Annotated in this window: 16 protein-coding genes and 4 tRNA genes; 6 read left to right on the top strand and 14 right to left on the bottom strand. The window is 59.9% G+C overall.

The window, feature by feature from the left end:
- The 6 genes from AD666_RS03100 to AD666_RS03075 all read right to left on the bottom strand — a co-directional run.
- A partial coding sequence (locus AD666_RS03100) for a DUF6531 domain-containing protein (RefSeq protein WP_256222432.1) occupies positions 1-1,410 on the bottom strand: 1,410 nt, incomplete at its 3' end.
- Positions 1,411-1,628: 218 nt separating this feature from the next.
- On the bottom strand, positions 1,629-2,030 hold the full coding sequence (locus AD666_RS03095; protein ID WP_053147423.1) for a sel1 repeat family protein: 402 nt from the start codon (positions 2,028-2,030) through the stop codon (positions 1,629-1,631).
- Positions 2,031-2,402, bottom strand: coding sequence for a hypothetical protein (locus tag AD666_RS03090; RefSeq protein ID WP_003179080.1), 372 nt, complete (start codon positions 2,400-2,402; stop codon positions 2,031-2,033). It abuts the gene before it with no gap.
- Positions 2,399-2,740 carry a helix-turn-helix domain-containing protein gene (locus AD666_RS03085; protein WP_053147421.1) on the bottom strand — a complete coding sequence of 114 codons (342 nt, stop codon included), beginning with the start codon at positions 2,738-2,740 and terminating at the stop codon, positions 2,399-2,401. Before AD666_RS03085 ends, AD666_RS03090 begins: the two co-directional genes overlap by 4 nt.
- Positions 2,741-2,854: 114 nt before the next feature.
- Positions 2,855-3,310, bottom strand: coding sequence for a YkvA family protein (locus AD666_RS03080; protein ID WP_053147418.1), 456 nt, complete (start codon positions 3,308-3,310; stop codon positions 2,855-2,857).
- Between the two features lie 293 nt (positions 3,311-3,603).
- A complete protein-coding gene (locus AD666_RS03075; RefSeq protein WP_053147416.1) occupies positions 3,604-4,317 on the bottom strand; it encodes an FKBP-type peptidyl-prolyl cis-trans isomerase in 714 nt (237 codons plus the stop codon).
- A gap of 268 nt (positions 4,318-4,585) precedes the next feature.
- Here AD666_RS03075 and AD666_RS03070 point away from each other — a divergent pair, with 268 nt between their 5' ends.
- A complete protein-coding gene (locus AD666_RS03070; protein WP_053147414.1) occupies positions 4,586-6,391 on the top strand; it encodes a di-heme-cytochrome C peroxidase in 1,806 nt (601 codons plus the stop codon).
- 31 nt (positions 6,392-6,422) lie between these two features.
- A complete protein-coding gene (locus AD666_RS03065) occupies positions 6,423-7,559 on the top strand; it encodes a catalase family protein (protein ID WP_053147411.1) in 1,137 nt (378 codons plus the stop codon).
- Between the two features lie 97 nt (positions 7,560-7,656).
- Here AD666_RS03065 and AD666_RS03060 read toward each other — a convergent pair.
- The 4 genes from AD666_RS03060 to AD666_RS03045 form a co-directional block, all read right to left on the bottom strand.
- Positions 7,657-7,733: transfer RNA gene (locus AD666_RS03060), tRNA-Asp, on the bottom strand.
- A gap of 17 nt (positions 7,734-7,750) precedes the next feature.
- Positions 7,751-7,826 (bottom strand) — tRNA-Val (locus AD666_RS03055).
- A gap of 174 nt (positions 7,827-8,000) precedes the next feature.
- A tRNA-Asp gene (locus tag AD666_RS03050) sits at positions 8,001-8,077 on the bottom strand.
- A gap of 20 nt (positions 8,078-8,097) precedes the next feature.
- A tRNA-Val gene (locus tag AD666_RS03045) sits at positions 8,098-8,173 on the bottom strand.
- Positions 8,174-8,333: 160 nt separating this feature from the next.
- Between AD666_RS03045 and rdgC the strand changes: the two genes are divergently transcribed.
- The 3 genes from rdgC to sugE all read left to right on the top strand — a co-directional run bounded on the left by rdgC (position 8,334) and on the right by sugE (position 10,799).
- The gene (gene rdgC, locus AD666_RS03040) at positions 8,334-9,254 is read left to right on the top strand and encodes a recombination-associated protein RdgC (RefSeq protein ID WP_053147409.1); all 921 of its coding nucleotides are present in this window, start codon (positions 8,334-8,336) and stop codon (positions 9,252-9,254) included.
- 144 nt (positions 9,255-9,398) lie between these two features.
- Positions 9,399-10,367: a bile acid:sodium symporter family protein gene (locus AD666_RS03035; RefSeq protein ID WP_053147407.1), complete on the top strand. Its 969-nt coding sequence runs from the start codon at positions 9,399-9,401 to the stop codon at positions 10,365-10,367.
- 117 nt (positions 10,368-10,484) lie between these two features.
- Positions 10,485-10,799, top strand: coding sequence for a quaternary ammonium compound efflux SMR transporter SugE (gene sugE, locus AD666_RS03030; RefSeq protein ID WP_053147406.1), 315 nt, complete (start codon positions 10,485-10,487; stop codon positions 10,797-10,799).
- 145 nt (positions 10,800-10,944) lie between these two features.
- Here sugE and AD666_RS03025 read toward each other — a convergent pair whose 3' ends face one another.
- The 3 genes from AD666_RS03025 to AD666_RS03015 form a co-directional block, all read right to left on the bottom strand.
- Positions 10,945-12,819 carry an MFS transporter gene (locus AD666_RS03025; protein WP_053147404.1) on the bottom strand — a complete coding sequence of 625 codons (1,875 nt, stop codon included), beginning with the start codon at positions 12,817-12,819 and terminating at the stop codon, positions 10,945-10,947.
- Between the two features lie 80 nt (positions 12,820-12,899).
- The gene (locus tag AD666_RS03020) at positions 12,900-14,048 is read right to left on the bottom strand and encodes a TDT family transporter (RefSeq protein WP_053147402.1); all 1,149 of its coding nucleotides are present in this window, start codon (positions 14,046-14,048) and stop codon (positions 12,900-12,902) included.
- Between the two features lie 103 nt (positions 14,049-14,151).
- Entirely contained in the window at positions 14,152-15,345 is a 1,194-nt protein-coding gene (locus AD666_RS03015; RefSeq protein ID WP_053147400.1) for an MFS transporter, read from the bottom strand.
- Positions 15,346-15,460: 115 nt separating this feature from the next.
- On the opposite strand from AD666_RS03015, the gene AD666_RS03010 reads away from it, so the two are divergent.
- Complete coding sequence (locus tag AD666_RS03010) at positions 15,461-16,000, top strand: TetR/AcrR family transcriptional regulator (RefSeq protein ID WP_053147398.1); 540 nt, start codon at positions 15,461-15,463, stop codon at positions 15,998-16,000.
- Positions 16,001-16,087: 87 nt separating this feature from the next.
- On the opposite strand, the gene AD666_RS03005 is transcribed toward AD666_RS03010, so the two are convergent.
- Positions 16,088-20,548 (bottom strand): hypothetical protein, encoded by a 4,461-nt coding sequence (locus AD666_RS03005; protein ID WP_156315906.1) that lies wholly within the window; start codon positions 20,546-20,548, stop codon positions 16,088-16,090.
- Positions 20,549-20,592 lie beyond the last annotated feature (44 nt).

Genomic DNA, 20,592 nt, shown 5'->3' with positions numbered 1-20,592 from the left:
CTGGTCGATCCAGATGACCTGCCCGTCCTCAAGCTCCAGGCGATGGGCCAGGGCATGGCTCCAACCGCGTCCCAGGCCCACGTCCAGCTCCACTGCGCTGGTGCGGTACAAGCGGGTGAAGACAAACGGCAGCCGACCATCGAGGGTGCCGTCCTCCAGGGTCAGCAGCTCCTCGCCGGTGACCATGGACACCGGGCAGCCGTCGGTGCGGGTCAGGGCCGCGCTGTCGGCACTGTCGCCGTTGGGGTTCTTCGATTGGGCTGGGGCGTCGTTGTGGGGTTCGTCTTTTTTCAAGGTGGTATTGCGTTTGGCGTCCCAGCGCAGTTGCATCCGGCCTTTCTTCACGCCGGCCACGATCCCCCGCGCGGCCACGGTTTTGTAGCGGTCGACGTAGCCCATGAAACCGTTGATCACGGTGAAGATCGAGTCGATGAAGCGCTGCACGGTATTCATCAAACCCGCACCATGCTTGGCCAGCCGCATCGACAGATAAGCGATACCGGCGCCCGCTCCGGCGAAGGTCAGGACCAAACCGATCAGCAGGTCGAGCAACAGCTGCACCGCCACCGTCGACAGGGCTTCGGCGGTTTCGCCCGCAAGTTCACTGGGCGGCAGCATCTCCAGCCAGAGGCTGGCGGTGCGCATCAGCAGGCACAGCGCCGCTTCGTCACTGACCAGCAGTTGCAGCCTGGCCATCATTTGCGGCGCATCCCGCGCCAGCTTTACCAACTGGCCGGCACTCTCACCCAATCGATCTGCAAACTCGCCGGGATCCTTGAGGATGTCCGAGAGCAAGCCGATGCTGTCCCACACCCCTTCGATGGCCGCCCAACTGCCGGCCAGCAACCCATTGCCCACCGCGGCCGCCGAAGTCGCCAGGGATTGCTGCGCCCATTGCGGCTTGAACCCCTGCCACTCGCCGCGCAACCACGCCGTCAGCTCACCGGTCAGGCCCTCGTAGGAAGAAAACAGATCCGCGATCTGCTCGGGCGCCACCTCGCCCTGGACATGCACCCGATAGAACCGGCCCGCCTCCCCCTTGAAGGTCCCCAGGCCCTGGGCATCCAGGGTTACGGGCGTGACCTTGCCGTCGTCCACCGCCACCACATCCACCACGATGTAGCCCAACGGGATCTCGTACACCGATTCGAATTTGCTCTCGAGGGTCATCACCCCACCCAGGGGGCATTGGACGACCGTGGAAAGAAAGTCATCATCGCCAGTACTGACGACGGTGGTGCTGTCACCGAAGCGAATCACCCGCTCCATGCCCAGCAGCGAAGGCAGGTCGGCGGCCTGGCTGGCCCGGTCCGCGGCCCGGCTGTACCAGCGCTCTAGCTGTTCGCGGTAGACGGACAGTGTGTCCTTGAAACTGTCGAGCTCCTGCTCGATGCGGCTGACCTGATCCATCAGGATCTGGCTCGATCAAGGATGCACAGGAAAAACCGGTCGAACATGGGCAAAAGTCTCGCAACACTCAGGAAGGACGAGACTTTGCCGGGGGTGGCTGGGGAAGTAAGTCAGGGAAAGAAGCGATGGATGTAGGGCAATTCTTTAAATGACCCCAGAAGGAGCAAACGAGCAGCCGACCGGGGGAAAAACAGCTTCAATCCGACCTGTGGTTAGACCTAGAGGTCATGGCCTTCAAGGTGCTTGAGCTTGTCCTCGGCCAACGGATGTCCGGCTTTTGCCGCCAGGGCCCACCAGCGTGCCGCTTCGACCGGGTCCGGTGCCTTGCCGACGGCCCCGGTCATGCTGAGCACGCCGACTTGATAGGCCGCCTTGCCATCACCCGCCAATGCAGCCAGTCGCAACAGGCGAACGCCTTCCGCTCGAGCGCCCAGCCCTTGGCCACGAAACGTGAGGATATGACCATAGAAACTTTGAGCACCGACATCGCCCAGGTTGGCCATGCGGGAGAACTGTCCCTCGAGCCAGGCCCAGCCACGTGGCTGCCGAACGAACCATGGCCAATGAAACAGTCGACGCGCCAGCCAGTAGCCGGCTCGCGCCTTGATCCGCCAGAACATTCAGGCCTCCGCCGACTCGGGGTATTCGTATTCGAACACGCGGACGACCTCGGAAGCATGCCATGAGGCAGCGGCCACACCATCGGAAGGCCCCGAAAAGCGTCCAAGGCGCTCGACACATTCAAAAAAACCGGTGCGCGGCAATCGGCTGGCGCCCTGGCTGATCACCAGCGAACTGCGCAGCGGCTGTTCGGCCCGGGCGTCCAGCGCAGCCAGATGCTCAAGTGCCGCGGTCAGTGTCTGCATGGCCGGGCTGGGCAACTGCAAGCGCTCCAGCAAGGCCCGATACGTCAATAAATGGCGCTGGCGGCGCGCCTGGTCCAGCTCACCCAACAACCCATCCCAATGCTGCCGACTGATACGTACACTCACGATTCATCCCTCCACCCCGGCACCGTCAGTTCCCAGGCCAGACTGCGCCGAATCGCGGCATCGGGCTGTCGCTCGCCGCTTTCGATCAAGGCCAGATAAGACGGGCTGATGCCTACCGTGCGGGCCAACGCCTCGATGGCGATGCCCTTCCCTTCGCGCAAACTGCGTAATTGATCCAGACCAGGAAGAACCTGGCCGGGTGCCGCCGCATGACGGACTGTTGCTTCGTGCGGCGGAGCTTGATGGATGCCTGCGGCTTTCAACAACGACTGGTACTGATCCCACGGTAAAACCGCGTATTCGGGCTCTCCGTCGCGTGTAATTATTTGGATATCCATGACTACCCCGTAGGACAACGACACTTAACTAGCCAGCCTTTTTCCTAGGAAGTGTAATCCTAAATGACGGCTAAGGTCGCGGGGCAATGAATCCCTGAGGGAAACGGGACGGGATCAGGACTTTTTCTGACCTTCGAGCTGGAGCTGTTCCGGCGTGTCGGGCAGCCTCTCGACTCGCACGAGCTTCTCGGGTGATTGTCGGTCACGCCAGGCACGGAAGGCGCTGAGCTCATCGTCGAGGGTCTTCATGATCCAGGCCAGCACGGCGATATCGTCGATCATGCCAAACATCGGCAACAGGTCTGGAATCGCGTCCAGTGGACTGAGGAAATACATCAGCCCCGCCACGATGGAAAGCAGGGATTTTGCGCTGACAGCCCGATAGTCGCCCCGCCAATACGCCAGACACAGGGCCTGGAGCAAACGCAGATCTTCCTTGAGCCTGCCCAACCGACTACCCTCCCGCGCGCCCTTGCTGGCGACTGCAAACAACAGCGTCGGCAGCCGACCTCGGGCCAGCAACCGCCCCGCCAGAGGCAGAAATCGAGCAAAATTCCACGGTGCCTTCATTTCTTCTTCCCACTGAAATGTTATCCACACAAATTGTGGATAACCTTGTGAACAGAGCTGCATTTCACCGCTAGAGCCCCCGTTTCACAAGGCCCCGGCTCAGATCGGGCGTTTTTTACTCACATAAAAAAACCCAATATTTCATTGACTTGACGGGCTGGCTGGGTCTAGAGCAGCGCCCGTATTGCCTATGACTGCCGCCCGCGGTGTGCGTTCGGTTTTTTGCTGTTTTCCAAGGCCCGGATGCGACAACGCCCCGCATAAGCGAGGCGTTGTCGTTATAGCAGACGCGATTACTTGGCTGCGTCTTCTTTTGTCGGGTCCTTGATTGCCAGCAGTTCCAGGTCAAACACCAGGACCGAATTGGCAGGGATGGCAGGGCTCGGGCTCTGGGCGCCGTAGGCCAGGTCGCTCGGGATGTACAGCTTGTACTTCTCGCCGACGTGCATCAGTTGCAAGCCTTCGACCCAACCCGGGATCACACCGCTGACCGGCAGGTCGATCGGGCTGCCACGCTCTACGGAGCTGTCGAACACCTTGCCGTCGATCAGTTTGCCGGTGTAGTGAACTGTCACCACGTCGGTCGGCTTGGGCTGTGGGCCGTCGGCCTTCTTGACCACTTCGTACTGCAGACCGGAAGCGGTGGTGGTGACACCCGACTTCTTGCCGTTTTCTTCGAGGAATTTCTTGCCAGCGGCCGCCGACCCTTCACTCATCTTGGCCATGCGCTCTTCGGCACGCTTCTGCAGCGCGGCGAAGGCTTCGACCAGCTCTTCGTCTTTCAGCTTCTGTTCTTTCTTGCCGACGGCATCTTCGATGCCCTGGGCTACAGCTTTGGAGTCCAGGTCATCCATACCTTCCTGAGCCAGGCTTTTGCCCATGTTCAGGCCGATACCGTAGGAAGCTTTCTGCGCCGGGGTTTTCAGCTCAACGCTGGTCTGCGAGTCGCAACCTGCGAGTACCAGGCCAACCAGGGCAACCGCCGCCGCCAACCGATGCTGTTTCATGCTATTTCCTTGTTCATGCGCCTAAAGGGCAATCGAATAAAGCCGCGAGCTTATCAGGCGGCCACGACCAATGGCTACCGGCATGTGAGCCACAAACCCATGATAAGTTCAGGTCTGAAAACGCAATTTAATCCTGGGCGGATTAAGGCTCTGTTATTCGGGACAGATGAAGACAAATTGCCGCGCCCCGCAATCCCACGATAATGGCCACTTGCCGGCCACGCAGCTCTGAGGCATAAGGGCTTATCAAAAAAACAAGGACGTTACCGTGCGCCTTCTCTCCCGCATTCTATTGTTGATCCTGGTGCTGCTTTTTGTCGCAGTGGCCGTAGTGCTCTACTACGTTGCCAACCCCCGCCTCCCCTTCTACACCCCGGTGGAACAGGTCCACTATCTGGATCAATGGAGCGCCGCCGAGCGCCAGACTTATTACTTCACGCCCCAAGGCACCCAGGTCAAAGGCCTGCGCTACGACTGGTTCACCGCCCTGGAACTGCCATTTTCGCAGCAGCGCTTCGCCTCGCCCGAATACCTGGCGCGCTTCGGTTTTCTGGTCGATCCGGCGCAAAAGGCCACGCCGCAGAATCCCGGCAACCTGCCGGTGGGCTTCACCCGCCACCAGAACCCCGGCAGCACCGAGCAGTTTCTGGATATCACCTGCGCCGCGTGTCATACCGGTGAATTGCACTTCAAGGGTCAGGCGATACGGATCGACGGCGGCTCGGCCCAGCACGTGCTGCCCTCCAGTGTTCCGACATTGCGCGGTGGCAGTTTCGGACAGGCTCTGGTCGCCAGTCTGGCGTCGACCTACTACAACCCTTGGAAATTCGAACGCTTCGCCCGCAAGGTATTGGGTGCGGAGTATGACGCCCGCAAAGACGACCTGCGCGAGGCCTTCAAGGACTCCCTGGACATTTTCGTGCGCACGGCATGGAACGACACCCACCGTGGCCTCTACCCCACCGAAGAAGGTCCCGGCCGAACCGACGCCTTCGGCCGTATCGCCAACGCCAGCTTCGGCGATGCCATTTCGGCCAAGAACTACCGGGTCGCGGACGCGCCGGTGGATTATCCGCAACTGTGGGATATATGGACGTTCGACTGGGTCCAGTGGAACGGTTCGGCCCAGCAGCCGATGGCACGCAACGTCGGCGAAGCGCTGGGGGTAGGCGCCACGCTGAATTTCTTCGACGCCCAGGGCAAGCCATTGCAGGGCGACGCACGATACCCTTCCAGCGTGCGCGTGCGCGACTTGCACACCATTGAAGAAACCCTGCAATTGCTCAAGCCACCGGTCTGGCCCGAAGCCGTCCTCGGCCCGATCGATAAGCCCCTGGCGGCCAAAGGCCGGGCACTGTTCGCCGAAAACTGTGCCGGTTGCCATGTGCCCAAAGTGATACAGGGGCCCGACAGACCGGTCCAGCAACTGCACATGCTTGCCGTTAAGGTGATCGGCACCGACCCGGGGACCGCCAACAACATCGCCGACCACCGTTTCGACCTGACCAGTCTGCAATGGGACCCGGCCGAACTGGCGAAACTGGAAGTGCAACTGCACCCGACCCCGACCCAACCCTTGGACATGAGCCAGATCTCGGTCGCCAAAGGCCTGGCTTATGTCACCGCGTTCGTCGAAAACCGGGCGTACCGTGACGCAGGCGTTACGCCCGAGGAACGTCCGGCGCTGGATGGCTTCGGCCTGCCCATCGGCGTGCGCGAACTGCGCGCCTACAAGGCCCGCCCGCTGGAGGGCGTCTGGGCCACGCCGCCGTTCCTGCATAACGGCTCGGTGCCGACGATCTACCAATTGCTTTCGCCTCAGGCCGAGCGGGAAACAACCTTCTATAAAGGCAGCTTCGAATACGATCCACGACACCTGGGCTATCGCACCGAGGCCTTTACCAATGGTTTTGTCTTCGACACCCGGATCACCGGCAACCACAACAGCGGCCATGAATTCCGCTCGGGTGAGCGAGGCAACGGCGTAATTGGCCGTCTGCTGCAACCGCAGGAGCGCTGGGCGCTGCTGGAATACCTCAAGGTGCTCGGCGGGCCGTTGGAGTCGCAACTGTGATGATGAATGTATCAGGTAAAAGGATCGCCCCATGCTGATCACACTCTGGCTGCGCCTCGGCGCCTTTCTGGGCAAGACGCTCTTGTGGCTGGTGGGCATCGGCCTGCTCGGCTGGGCGCTGGCCACGGCCTGGTTCGCCTGGCAGCACCGTGGTCCGGTCCCGGACAAGGAGCAGATCCCGCCCGGTGAAAGTGCCATGACGCAGGACATCATCCAGACCGCCATTCGCATCGTCGATCAGCATCGCGAAGGCACTCGCTATCTGCGCGACGCCCATGCCAAGGCCCACGGCTGCGTAATGGCCGAAGTCCAGGTGCCGGACAACCTGCCGGCACCGTTGCGCCAGGGTGTGTTCGCCGAACCGGGAAAGGTCTGGCAGGCAACGATGCGCCTGTCCAACGGCAACGCCTACCCTCAGTTCGACAGCCTGCGGGATGCGCGAGGAATGGCCATCAAGCTGTTGAACGTGCCGGGTAAACAACTGCTGGCAGAACGGCAGTCTCAGGGCGAACAGGATTTCGTGATGTTCAATCACCCGAACTTCTTCGTCAGTGACGTCGCCGAGTATCGTCAGAACGTCGCCGCCCAGGCCGATGGGAAAAAGGCGATGGCATTCTTTCCGAGCCTGGATCCGCGCAGCTGGCAGATCCGCCATCTGTTCATCGCTTTGGCGACCCTCTCGCCGCCGCCGGCCAGCCCGACCCAGACCACGTATTTTTCCGTATCGCCTTACAAGTTTGGTGAGGCCAACGCCAAGTTTCGAGTCGCACCGGATCCGGACAGTTGTCCGAATTACACCTTGCCGCCGCAGAACCAGGACCTGCCCAACTTTTTGCGCAGCGCGTTGAACCAGCAGTTATCCACAGACCGGGTGCCGGCGTGTTTCGTCTTGCAGGTCCAACGCCAGGATCCGAGCCGCTACATGCCGATCGAAGACACCAGTATCGAATGGCAGGAGAGCGACGCACCGTTCGAAACGGTGGCGCGAATCAAGGTCCCCGCCCAGGACTTCGACACCCCCAAGCAGAACCTGGCCTGTGACAACCTGTCCTTCAATCCCTGGTTCGGCATCGAGGCCCACCGTCCCATTGGCGGCATCAACCGATTGCGCAAGGCGGTGTATGAGGCGGTCAGCGATTACCGTCACAGCCGTAACGCCGAGCAATAATGCGCAAGTATTTCCAGACACCTGACAGCAAAAAGCCCGCTCAATGAGCGGGCTTTTCGTAGATGATCTGGCGTTCAGTGTTCCAGATGATCGAATATGGCGCAGCGGACGGGACTCGAACCCGCGACCCCCGGCGTGACAGGCCGGTATTCTAACCGACTGAACTACCGCTGCGCGAAACATTGAAAGCGTGGTGGGTGATGACGGGATCGAACCGCCGACATTCTGCTTGTAAGGCAGACGCTCTCCCGGCTGAGCTAATCACCCTGCACTTTCGATGCGGGGCGCATTCTCTCACAATTTTTTGTAACGTGCTGATTTAATTAGCAAAATCAGAAAAAAATGTTCGATACACCGCGCAGAAACACCAGACAGCAAAAAGCCCGCGTTAGCGGGCTCTTCGGTAGTTACCTGGCGTTCAGTGTTCCAGATAACTGAATATGGCGCAGCGGACGGGACTCGAACCCGCGACCCCCGGCGTGACAGGCCGGTATTCTAACCGACTGAACTACCGCTGCGCGTAACACTTTGAGCGAAATGGTGGGTGATGACGGGATCGAACCGCCGACATTCTGCTTGTAAGGCAGACGCTCTCCCGGCTGAGCTAATCACCCTTCGCTTTCGGTGTGGCGCGCATTCTACGGAGCGACCTCGAAGCTGGCAAGCACTTTTTAAATTAATTTTCTCAGCCCTTCCAAAGGCTTAGCGGAGGGTTGGCCTACGCCGCCACGAAGAGAATAATGCCCCCCTTTGTATAAAGGAGAGACTCGCCCCATGTGGTTCAAAAACCTGCTTATCTATCGCCTGACCCAAGATCTGCCTTTTGATGCCGAGGCGTTGGAAACTGCACTGGCCAGCAAACTGGCGCGTCCCTGTGCAAGCCAGGAGTTGACCACTTACGGTTTCGTCGCGCCGTTCGGCAAAGGCGAAGACGCACCGCTGGTGCACGTCAGCCAGGACTTCCTGCTGATCGCCGCTCGCAAGGAAGAGCGCATCCTGCCGGGCAGCGTTGTACGCGATGCCTTGAAGGAAAAGGTCGAAGAAATCGAAGCCGAACAGATGCGCAAGGTCTACAAGAAGGAACGGGACCAGCTCAAGGATGAGATCATCCAGGCTTTCCTGCCCCGCGCCTTCATCCGGCGCTCGTCCACCTTCGCCGCCATCGCGCCGAAGCAGGGCCTGATCCTGGTGAACTCCGCCAGCCCGAAACGTGCCGAAGACCTGCTTTCCACCCTGCGTGAAGTCATCGGCTCGCTGCCGGTGCGTCCGCTGACCGTAAAAACGGCGCCGACGGCCATCATGACCGACTGGGTCAAGACTCAGAAAGCCGCGGACGACTTCTTCGTGCTGGACGAATGCGAACTGCGCGACACCCACGAAGACGGCGGCATCGTGCGCTGCAAGCGCCAGGACCTGACCAGCGACGAAATCCAGCTGCACCTGAACACCGGCAAAGTCGTAACCCAACTGTCGCTGGCCTGGCAGGACAAACTGTCGTTCGTGCTCGACGACAAAATGGTGGTCAAGCGCCTGAAGTTCGAAGACCTGCTGCAGGACCAGGCGGAGCAGGACGGCGGCGACGAAGCCCTCGGCCAACTGGATGCCAGCTTCACGCTGATGATGCTGACATTCGGTGAATTCCTGCCGGCACTGGTCGAGGCGCTGGGTGGGGAAGAGATTCCGCAGGGGATCTAAAGGCTGATGACTTCCAGTGTGGGAGCGGGCTTGCTCGCGAAAGCGGTGTGTCAGACAGCAATTTCTCAGCTGACACACCGCCTTCGCGAGCAAGCCCGCTCCCACAATGGTTTTGTGTAATCCACTAACAACAAGGATCTGGTCATGCGCGCACTGGCTGCACTGAGCCGCTTCGTCGGCAATACCTTCGCCTACTGGGTGCTGATTTTCGCCATCGTGGCGTTTGTGCAACCCACCTGGTTCATTGGCCTGAAAAGCGCCATCGTGCCGCTGCTTGGCCTGGTGATGTTCGGCATGGGCCTGACCCTCAAACTCGAAGACTTCGCCGAAGTCGCGCGTCATCCGTGGCGTGTGGCCCTGGGTGTGGTCGCTCACTTCGTGATCATGCCCGGCGTGGCGTGGTTGCTTTGCCAGGTGTTTCATCTGCCGCCGGAAATTGCCGTGGGCGTCATCCTCGTGGGTTGCTGCCCGAGCGGCACCTCGTCGAATGTCATGACTTGGCTGGCCCGCGGTGACCTGGCGTTGTCGGTGGCAATCGCGGCCGTCACCACCCTCCTCGCTCCGCTGCTGACACCTGCGTTGATCTGGCTGCTGGCCTCGGCCTGGCTGCCAGTGTCGTTCATGGAGCTGTTCTGGTCGATCCTGCAAGTGGTGCTGTTGCCGATCGTGCTGGGCGTGGTGGCACAACGGCTACTGGGTGACAAGGTGCGCGTGGCGGTGGATGTGCTGCCGCTGGTGTCGGTGGTGAGCATCGTGATCATCGTCACGGCGGTAGTCGCCGCCAGCCAGGCGAAGATTGCCGAATCCGGCCTGCTGATCATGGCCGTGGTGATGCTGCACAATGGCTTCGGCTTCTTGCTGGGTTACTTCACCGGGCATTTGTTCAAGCTGCCGCTGGCGCAGCGAAAGTCCCTGGCATTGGAGGTGGGCATGCAGAACTCCGGCCTGGGTGCTGCATTGGCGAGTGCGCATTTTTCACCTTTAGCGGCAGTACCCAGTGCGCTGTTCAGCGTCTGGCACAACATTTCCGGAGCGCTGCTCTCGACGTACTTCCGGCGCATGAGCGAAAAGCGGGACGGCGAAACCCTCACCGCCCGGCAAACCGCCGATTAAGACGGGCTTGATCGAGTGCCCGATCATGGGCACTCTGCTGCCAGTGCGGGGACGACCCCACAGCTTGAATCGACTGTCAATCCGGGGACGACCCCATCCATTCATGAAGGGTATGTGATGTCCTGGATCATTCTGTTTTTTGCCGGCCTGTTCGAAGTGGGTTGGGCTGTCGGCCTGAAGTACACCGACGGCTTCAGCCGTCCTCTACCCACTGCCATGACGATTGCCGCCATGGGAATCAGCCTTGGCCTGCTGGGCCTTGCCATGAAGGAGTTGCCCCTGGGAACCGCCTATGCGGTCTGGACCGGGGTCGGCGCGGTGGGCACGGTGATCGCCGGGATCATTCTGTTTGGTGAATCGATGGCGTTGGTTCGGCTGGTCAGTGTGGCGTTGATCGTCACTGGGCTGATCGGGCTCAAGGTCAGCGCCTAAGTTGACTTCTAGAGCAGGTGAATGCAGGAACAATCTGTGGGAGCAAGGCTTGCCCGCGATGACCATCTCAAGAATGTCATCGCGGGCAAGCCTTGCTCCCACAGTTTTCTGCTTCTAAAGGTCTTACCCCCACAAATTCATCGTTTTATCTGGCCGCCCCGCGCAACTCCCCCACCAACGCTTGCAGCTTGGCCGGCTCAGCCATCTCGACTGCCACTGGCGGCCCGGCGATCAGTGTTACCCGCGACCAGAACCGGCGAAACAGGCCCTTGGCCGGGTCACGACTGAAGAAACTGCCCCACAAGCCCTGTAGCGCCAGGGGAATCACCGGCACCGGGGTTTCCTGGAGAATGCGCGTCAGTCCGCTCTTGAACTCATTGATCTCACCGTCGGCGGTCAATTTTCCTTCAGGGAAAATGCACACCAGCTCGCCGTCCTTCAGGTACTGCGCAATCCGGGTGAAGGCTTTTTCGTAGATGTGTATATCTTCCTGGCGTCCGGCAATCGGAATCGTCCCGGCGGTACGGAAGATGAAGTTCAGCACCGGCAGGTTGTAGATCTTGTAGTACATCACGAAGCGAATCGGCCGACGGACCGCGCCGCCAATCAGCAAGGCATCGACGAATGACACATGGTTGCAGACCAACAGCGCTGCACCTTCATCGGGGATCGCATCAAGATTGCGATGCTCCACGCGATACATGGAATGGCTCAGCAACCAGATCATGAAGCGCATGCTGAACTCGGGGACGATCTTGAAGATGTAGGCGTTGACACCGACGTTCAGCAGCGACACCACAAGAAACAGCTGTGGGATCGACAGTTTCGCCAGGCTCAGCAAGACGATGGAGACAATCGCCGAAACTACCATGAACAACGCGTTGAGAATGTTGTTGGCCGCGATAACCCGGGCCCGTTCATTCTCGACTGTGCGCGACTGGATCAGCGCATACAGCGGCACGATGTAGAAACCACCGAAGATGCCAAGGCCGAGGATGTCCATCAGCACCAGCCAGGCGTGGCCAAAACCCAGCACCTGGAGCCAACCGTGGCCGTCGACGCTGTCGGGAATCGAACCGGAGTGCCACCACAGCAACAGCCCGAACACCGTCAGGCCGAACGATCCGAACGGCACCAGGCCGATCTCGACTTTACGTCCCGACAACTTCTCGCAAAGCATCGAGCCCAACGCGATCCCCACCGAGAACACCGTCAGGATCAAGGTCACCACGGTTTCGTCGCCATGCATCCACTCTTTGGCATAGGCGGGAATCTGCGTCAGGTAAATCGCCCCGACGAACCAGAACCAGGAGTTGCCGACAATGGAGCGGGACACCGCCGGGGTTTGTCCCAACCCCAGCTTCAGCGTGGCCCAGGACTGGCTGAAGATGTTCCAGTTCAGGCGCATCTGCGGCGAGGCGGCCGCCGCCCGTGGGATGCCGCGGCTGGCCAGGTAACCCAGCACTGCGATACCGACAATCGCCGTGGACACCACCGGCGCGTAATGAACCGAAGACATCATGATCCCGGCGCCAATGGTGCCGGCGAGGATCGCCAGGAAGGTGCCCATCTCCACCAGGCCGTTGCCACCGACCAGCTCATCTTCGCGCAACGCCTGCGGCAGGATCGAATATTTCACCGGCCCGAACAGGGCCGAATGGGTGCCCATGGCAAACAGTGCCAGCAGCATCAGCCATAAGTGATCGAACAGAAAGCCCACCGCGCCGACCGCCATGATCACGATTTCGCCAAGCTTGATCAGGCGTATCAACGCATCCTTGGCGAATTTTTCCCCGAACTGCCCCGCCAGTGCCGAGAACAGGAAGAATGGCAGGATGAACAGCAACGCACAGAGGTTGACCCAGATTGAACGGTCACCCTCGATGGTGAGGCGGTAAAGAATCGCGAGGATCAACGACTGCTTGAACACGTTATCGTTGAATGCGCCAAGGGACTGCGTAATGAAGAACGGCAAGAACCGCCGCGTGCGAAGCAAGGTGAACTGCGAAGGGTGACTCATCTTCCATGTACCTGAGTGGCGTGGACACTTATTGGAATGAGGTTTTTCGATCCAGGCCACACATTACCTTTCTTTAGTGATTATTTCGCCAGCCCTGCAATGCACGGTGATACAAACAGCTCACCGTGCCAGGCACCCAGTACCGTGCGCCGGGCGACGAGCAGCCACAGCGCTACCAGCATTGCCACCAGTGCGCTGCCAAACACGCCGAAAAACTTGAGACCCAGCAGGTCCGCCAGCTTCAGCGTGGTCAGAGCATACACACCCAACGGGAAGGTAAAGCCCCACCAGCCAAGGTTGAACGGGATGCCGTCGCGCAGGTAACGGGCCGTGATGAGCAACGCCATCAACATCCACCACAAGCCCAAGCCCCACAAAGTAATGCCGGCCACCATCCCCAACCCGGCGGCGATTTCGCCGACGCCTGGGATGCCATTGGCGGCAAAAATCGATGGCGCATCGCCGCCCAACAGCAACATGCCCAGAGCGCCGGTGCCGATGGGCCCAAGGGCCAACCAGCTCGAAGCCGCCATGTTTTCGTGAGGCAGTTTATGCAGGGCCATGCGCAACAACAGGATTGTCAGAATGCTGAACGCCACCGGTAGGGAAAATGCCCAGAGCACGTAGCTGGTGACCAGCATGAGCAGCTGCGCATGAGCATCGGCCAGATGCGGTGCCAACAGCCCGCCGCTGGCGGCCGCGACTTCGGCGGCCACCACCGGCAACAGCCACACGGCGGTCATCTGGTCGATCCGATGTTCCTGCCGGGTGAACATCAGGAAGGGAATCAGCACACCGCAGGCCAGCGACATCGCCACGTCGATCCACCACAACACCTCGGCCAAGGGCACCACGCTCGCCCCCCAGCGTGGCAGGCCGAACACCAGAAGACCATTGATGAGGGTCGCCAGCCCCATGGGAATGGTGCCGAAGAACATCGAAACCGTGGAATGACCAAAGATCCGCCGCGCCTCGTCGAAGAACAACACCCAACGGGCGGCGTACAGGCCGGTGAACAATACAAACAGGAAAACATTGAACAGCCACAGACCTTCACCCAACAGGCGAAGCCCGGACACGTTGCCGGGCCATTGCGCTAACGCCAAGGCCAATACGCCGGTCCCCATGGTCACGGCGAACCAATTCGGAGTGAATTGACGGATGGCTTCCAAGGGCCTGTGCAAGTGGCTCAATGGACGTAAGCGATTTTTTGCAGCGCAACATGTCATGGCGAACTCCTGTCCCCTGAAGAGATGGGAGCCATGCTAGAGCCAGATCGAATATCTATATAACGGGTAATTTCTCTATGGTTAATCTGTTTTATAGATAAGCTCATGCATTATCTGGGGCGTTCGCCAGTCCCCGGGATTTACGCCACAAGCTCCATAGCGCACCAACGGCCAGCGCCATCAACACGGCGCCATAACCATCGGTAGTCGCAATCAATCCGAACACTCGGGTCAGGTTACCCGCCAACAAGGAGGGCAAACTGAACGCCAGATAGCTGAGCACATAAAAAGCCGACATCAAGCCGGCCCGCTCATGGGGCAGCGCCAAGGGCATGATGCTGCGCAGCGCACCCAGGAAACCGGCACCAAAACCACTGCCGGTCACCAACGTACCGATAAAGAACAAAGGCAGGCTGCCCCCATGTACAGCGATCAAAACCAGCACAAGGCCCGTTATCAACAAGCTGGCGGCAAGACGCAACATATTTTCTGCGCCCTGGTTGCGTAGCGTGTAGATGGACAGTGCACCGGTGAGCGTCAGGGCGGCGACCAATGCGCCGCCGATGAGGTTGGAAGTCGAGCCAGTGGCGGCCCGAACCAAGGATGGCGCCAATGACAAATAGAAGCCGCCCACTGCCCAGGCCGCCAGATTCAATGGCAGTATCAACCACAAGGCTCGCCGCGCCTGGACCGGCACGTGCAAGGTCGGACGCAAGGATTGCCAGGCTCCGGGTTGTGGGCTGACGCTTTCCCTGAGGCGCCAGAGATAAATCGCCTGGACCAGGAACAGCCCCAGCAGAAGCCAATACGTCAGTTGCAACGGCCGTGGCGCGAACTCGGCCAACATGCCGCAGCCCAGCGCTCCACACGCCATGCCCAGCAACGGCGCGACGCTGGTGATCAGCGGCCCTTGCTGACGATCGAAGTCCAGCAACGCGGCGCCCAGCACACTGGTGGCCATGCCTGTAGCGAATCCCTGGATCAGGCGTGCTCCGATCAGCCAACCGATGCTGTCGGCGTTGATAAACAGCATCATCGCCAGCATGTTGAGCAACAACGCCACGAAGATCACGGGCCTGCGGCCCAGGTAATCCGACAGCGATCCCACGGTCAACAAGGCGGCCAGCAGGCTGAAGGCATATACCCCGAAGATCAGCGTAAGGATCGCCGGAGAAAATTGCATATGCTCCTGATAGAGGTGATACAACGGCGTCGGCGCACTGGATGCAGCGAGGAAACCGAGCAAAGTCATCGCCAGGAAAATCAGGCTGGCACGGGTCGAAGCTGGACGAGACATGGGCACGCTCCACAAAAGCTATTCACAGGCCATCAGCAAAAGCTAATTTTTTGCTTTTGCGAAGTGTGCTACCGAGAGGCGCTTAAAGCAAATTCTTTGTGTTAAGGTCCGATACATGGCTATTAAAGAAGGTTTACGCCCCGGCGGCAGAAGCGCCCGGGTACAAGAGTCGATCCACTCGGCCGTCCGCGCCCTGCTCCAGGAACAGGACCGGGCCACCCTGACCGTGCCGCAAATCGCCGCACGCGCCGGGGTGACACCATCCACCATCTACCGACGCTGGGGTGATCTGCCGGCGCTGCTGGCCGACGTCGCCATCGCCCGCATGCGCCCCGACAGCGAGCCGGCCAATACTGGCAGCCTGCGCGGCGACCTGCTGGCCTGGGCCGAACAGTACCTGGATGAAATGAGCTCCGAGCCCGGTCGCAATATGATGCGCGACATCCAGGCCTGCGCTACACCGGGGCATTGCGTGGGGATTATCAGCAGCCAATTGCAGATCATTCTGGATCGCTATCCCGAGACGCCAAGCCCGGGTATCGAGCGGCTGATCAATATCGTGGTGGCGCCGACCGTGTTTCGCATCCTCTTCGCGACCGCGCCGCTGGAGGTTGAGGAGTTGTATCGGTTGGTGGATATTGCGTTGAGTCAGTAAAGCCGCTATCGCGAGCGTGCTCGCGATAGCTCGATAGGACGCTGCGTATCTGGCAGCTCCCATGAACAGCCAGTTGATCATCGTCCATCACGGCCTGACGGTGAGCGTGCGTACGTTTGAATATACCGGAGCGCCGCTGTGATAAAGCGACTTGGCGTAGAAGCGGTGGTCACCTGGGCCGACTGTTATACGGAGTGTCCAACCGCCGTTATAAATATTAGCTTTAACCTCACCCTTGGAAACAGCGCTGGCACCACTGCCGTCAAATATTTCGACTTTCTGGCCCAGACTCGCATTACCGGCCAAACTCAATTCCCTGCTAGAGGTGCTACCCCCGTTCGGGATATCTTGATGATCGGTGCCTCTGACAGACTTAAGGATGGGTACGATCAGCGGCACGACCTCGACATGGCGCACACCTGAGTATGGATAGCCATCGAATGGATAGAGTGCCTTGGCCCAGAAAGAGTATCGTCCAACCGGGACGGTAAAAGTGAATTCCCATGTGCCGGTTAGTAGATGTGCCGTCGCCTGGCCCCTGATATTTGCATCTTCCTCCCTGCTATCGACAATTGCGACGTTCCGGCCCCTGTTCGCTTGGCCCGACAGTTTCAACCGGGTACTAACAGTGAAGCGTTCGAAGATGCCCCCGGGGATTTCTTTATCGTTGGCATCCTTGAGGCTGTCAATGGTCGGTTTGACCATCTCCTGTTTGATAGTGTAACTACGCAACGGAAAAGTAAGCGCCTGTGCTTCATTGGTGGCCTTATCGAAAGCTACCTTGAACTCTACCGTGAGTGTCTTGCCGTCGCCCAGTTCCCTCAGATAATCGTAGGGCACATTGGCGGGCAGGTAACCCTGGCCATACTCGCCTGGCGTCACCCGAGACGGAGGCTGCCAGATGATCCGGTCGTGCGTCGAGCCATCGGCCTTAAACCCTTTAAGCCGCAGCCATACATACTGGCCCACCGCGATATGCGGCCATCCATCGATACGCACGGACGCACCACCGGTCACGTCGTCCAGGTCCAGCTCAAGCCCTTCGCCATTATTGGCGGCTTGCGTAATCCTTGGCTTGGAGGCCTGTAGATCGCTGGACGCTATCGTCTGCACCGCCAGGTTGAGTGCAACTGAGGGATCAGAGGGTTCTCCATTGCGAATCACGACAAAGGTGACCGCCACCGGCCTGCCCAGATTATAAGCGATCACGCCAATTGGAATCGGAATCTCCCGGTTGGCAGGCAGCGCTTGTGCCGACGTGGTGTGTGAGCCCTCCCCAGCGGTGCCAGTCCAGGTCACGCGGACCTGATCGTCAGGCAGGACGCCGTACTCCGGGATCACTACGGTCAGGGCATCCTTGGCTGCCACCGGATTCAATTGCTGGCTGGGCGAGGTGCCGGTGGCTTGTTTGACTCGGGGAGCCGACAGGTTCAGCGGCGCACGGACGGTATAGGTGCGCAACGGGAAGGTGACCGCCTGCGCTTCGTCAGTGGTCTTATCGAAGGCGACCTTGAACTCTACTGTCAGGGTTCTGCTGTCGCCCAGGTCCTTCAGATAAGTGTATGGCACGTTGGCGGGCAGGTAACCCTGGCCATACTCGCCTGGCGTCACCCGCGACGGAGGCTGCCAGATGGTCCGGTCGTGCGTCGAGCCATCGGCCTTGAACCCCTTCAGGCGCAGCCATACATACTGGTCAATCGCAATATGCGGCCATCCATCGATACGCACGGACGCACCATCGGTCACATCGTCCAGGTTCAGCTCAAGCCCTTCGCCATTATTGGCGGCTTGCGTAATCCTTGGCTGGGAGGCCTGTAGATCCCCGGAGGTGAAGGTCTGCACCGCCAGGTTGAGTGCAACGGAGGGATCAGAAGTTTCGCCATTGCGGATCACGACGAAGGTGACCGAGACCGACTTGCCCAGGTTATAAGCGATCACGTCAATTGGAATCGGAATCTCCCGGTTGCCAGGCAGCGCTTGTGCCGCCGTGGTGTGTGAGCCCCCTCCAGCGGTGCCGGTCCAGGTCACGCGGACCTGATCGTCAGGCAGGACGCCGTACTCCGGGATCACTACGGTCAGGGCATCCTTGGCTGCCACCGGATTCAATTGCTGGCTGGGCGAGGTGCCGGTGGCTTGTTTGACTCGGGGAGCCGACAGGTTCAGCGGCGCACGGACGGTGTAGGTGCGCAACGGGAAGGTGACCGCCTGCGTTTCCTCAGTGGTCTTATCGAAGGCGACCTTGAATTCCACCGTCAGGGTTCTGCTGTCGCCCAGGTCCTTGATATAGCTGTAGGGTACGTTGGCGGGCAGGTAACCTTGGTCATACTCACCTTGCGTCACTCGCGACGGAGGCTGCCAGATGGTCCGGTCGTGCGCCGAACCATCGGCCTTGAACCCCTTCAGGCGCAGCCATACGTACTGATCCTTCGCAATATGCGGCCAACCCTCGATACGCACAGAGCAGTCACCCGTCACGACTCTCAAGTCCAATGTTGGGCCCTCACCACTGTTGGCGGCTTGCGTGATCCTTGGCTTGGATTCCAGCAGATCGTCGGAAGTGAGAGGCTGCACCGTCAGGTGGAACAAATCCGACGGCGGCGATTCGTTGCCGCTGTCAGGCGTGACGGTGTAGTTGACCGTCACCGACTGACCCAGGCTGTAGGCAATCAGCGATACCGGCAACGGGATCGGCTTCTCCCCAATCGTTCCCACCTCAATCGGTGCCGTGGTATGTGACCCTTGCGTAGGGCTGCCGGCCGCCCCGGTCCAGGTGACCCGGATCTTGTCGGTGCTGTGCATGCCGTCATATTGCGGCACCAACGCCGTCAACATGGTCATTGCCGCCATCGGATCGAGCTGATCGCCGGGTGCTTCGACGATCGTCAAAGCCGGCAGCTCGTTGATACCGCCACTCAATGTCAGTGGTTGTTTGAAGCGAATGCAGTCGAGGCGTAATGCAAAGTCGCCGATGACATTCGCCGCCGTCGTGATGCTCCAGGTGAGGCCGCTCGCGGCCAGTGGGCGATTCCCCGTCGGTTCGAGCTGAAGCCTTTGCGCAGGATCGACGGTGAACGCCAGATCCTGACCGATCAGCACGCTTCCGGCGCACGGCTTGAGGGTCAGTTCATAGGACTGACCGGGCAGAATCCACCAATGGTCGTCAGGTGAAATGCCCGCTCCATTGACGCTGAGTTCGAACTGCGCCCATTTTCGGGTCGGGATGGTTTTGACAACAAAGGTTCGTGTCTCGGCTTCAGGTTTATAAGGGCTATCGACCACCGCTGTGACCGTGGCATCGGTGGTTGGCTGGTAGCCAAACACAGCCAAACCCTCCTCACCGGTAAGCACCGTTTCCAGAAGATCGTCCTCGTGGCGCCATTCAACGGCGGCACCGGATTCCCAATTGCCGGAAACCGCGTAACGAACGCTCACATGAAGATCGATGGTTTCCTCTTCCTCGACGCTGGGCCAATAGTCAGGCTGTCCGTGGTCGGTGATATCAAGCTTGTAGGGCCCGACGATGCAGGCCAATGCCTCGTAAGGCTCGGCATGATAGATACTTTCAAAGCGCAGGGTGGCTGTCCTGCCGTTGACGCTGAGGTCCTGGGCATCGCTGCGAATTTCCCAGGTTTTGGAAACATGCTGGGCATCGTCATCCGCGTCAGGGTCTGTTGGTGCCACTTGCAACCCAGCCTGCCCGGCCTCGTTCGGGTCGGTAAACGAGGCATAGACGCTGGTGCCGGCATACATTCCACCGCCGGCCCATCCGCACGCCTCTACTACTGGCAGGGTGAAATGATGCGCCCTTGCTCCCCGGCAGATCGGCATATAGACGCGGCCATCCTTTTCCACCCAATAGCGAGCGCTGCTCCCGTTGAATTCAGGCATGGGTTCATTGGTGCTCAATTCCAGCGGCTTGAGATGCACGAACACCGACACGCCTTGCGCCATCTCGGGGTCGATAGCAGCCCCCAAAGCCCTGCCGGAGAAATGCACCTCGCCTGGGCCCGTCGGCCAAGCTGGCTCCTGCGTGACGGGCAGATCACTCCCGTGCTCGCTCGTGGCATCGGCAGCAGCGGCAGGATCGAACAGGCCCGACTGAAACGCCAACGCAGCCTTTGGCAGCGTGATTTCGTCGTTCAGCACAATTTTGTCATCGCAGACCAGCCAGTCTCGTGGCGGCTCCGTGGTCGCGTTCACGGCGCTGGTCTGCAACTCCCGCGTCCAGAAATGCGTCCCGGCATTGAAATACGCCACTACCCTGGGGTTTTCGCTCGCTTGCTGCGTCGGCTGATACAGGAACCTGACTTGATATCCAGGCTCCGCCGTCAGGCGCAGATCGATGGGCAGGTCGAATTCGATCGCGGCTTCCGCTTCGCCATACAGATAGACATACCGGCGCTGGGTCTCGTTGCTCGACACATAGATGAGATCGGCACCGCTGAAACCGCTGCCCATGCGCCTCTTCCATTCTGGAGGCCAAGTGCTCGTGGGCAAGTCGGCCGCCGAGCCCAACAGATTCCGTTTGATCCGTTTTTGCACGTTCATGTCCACACTCCCTGACAGGTTGTGTCTACATCGATCCGGGCGAC

It is taken from the genome of Pseudomonas sp. Pf153 (assembly GCF_001269775.1).
Lineage (GTDB): Bacteria > Pseudomonadota > Gammaproteobacteria > Pseudomonadales > Pseudomonadaceae > Aquipseudomonas > Aquipseudomonas uvaldensis.
The sequence above is the reverse complement of the archived record's forward strand: the minus strand, read 5'-3'. Positions and strand labels throughout refer to the sequence as shown.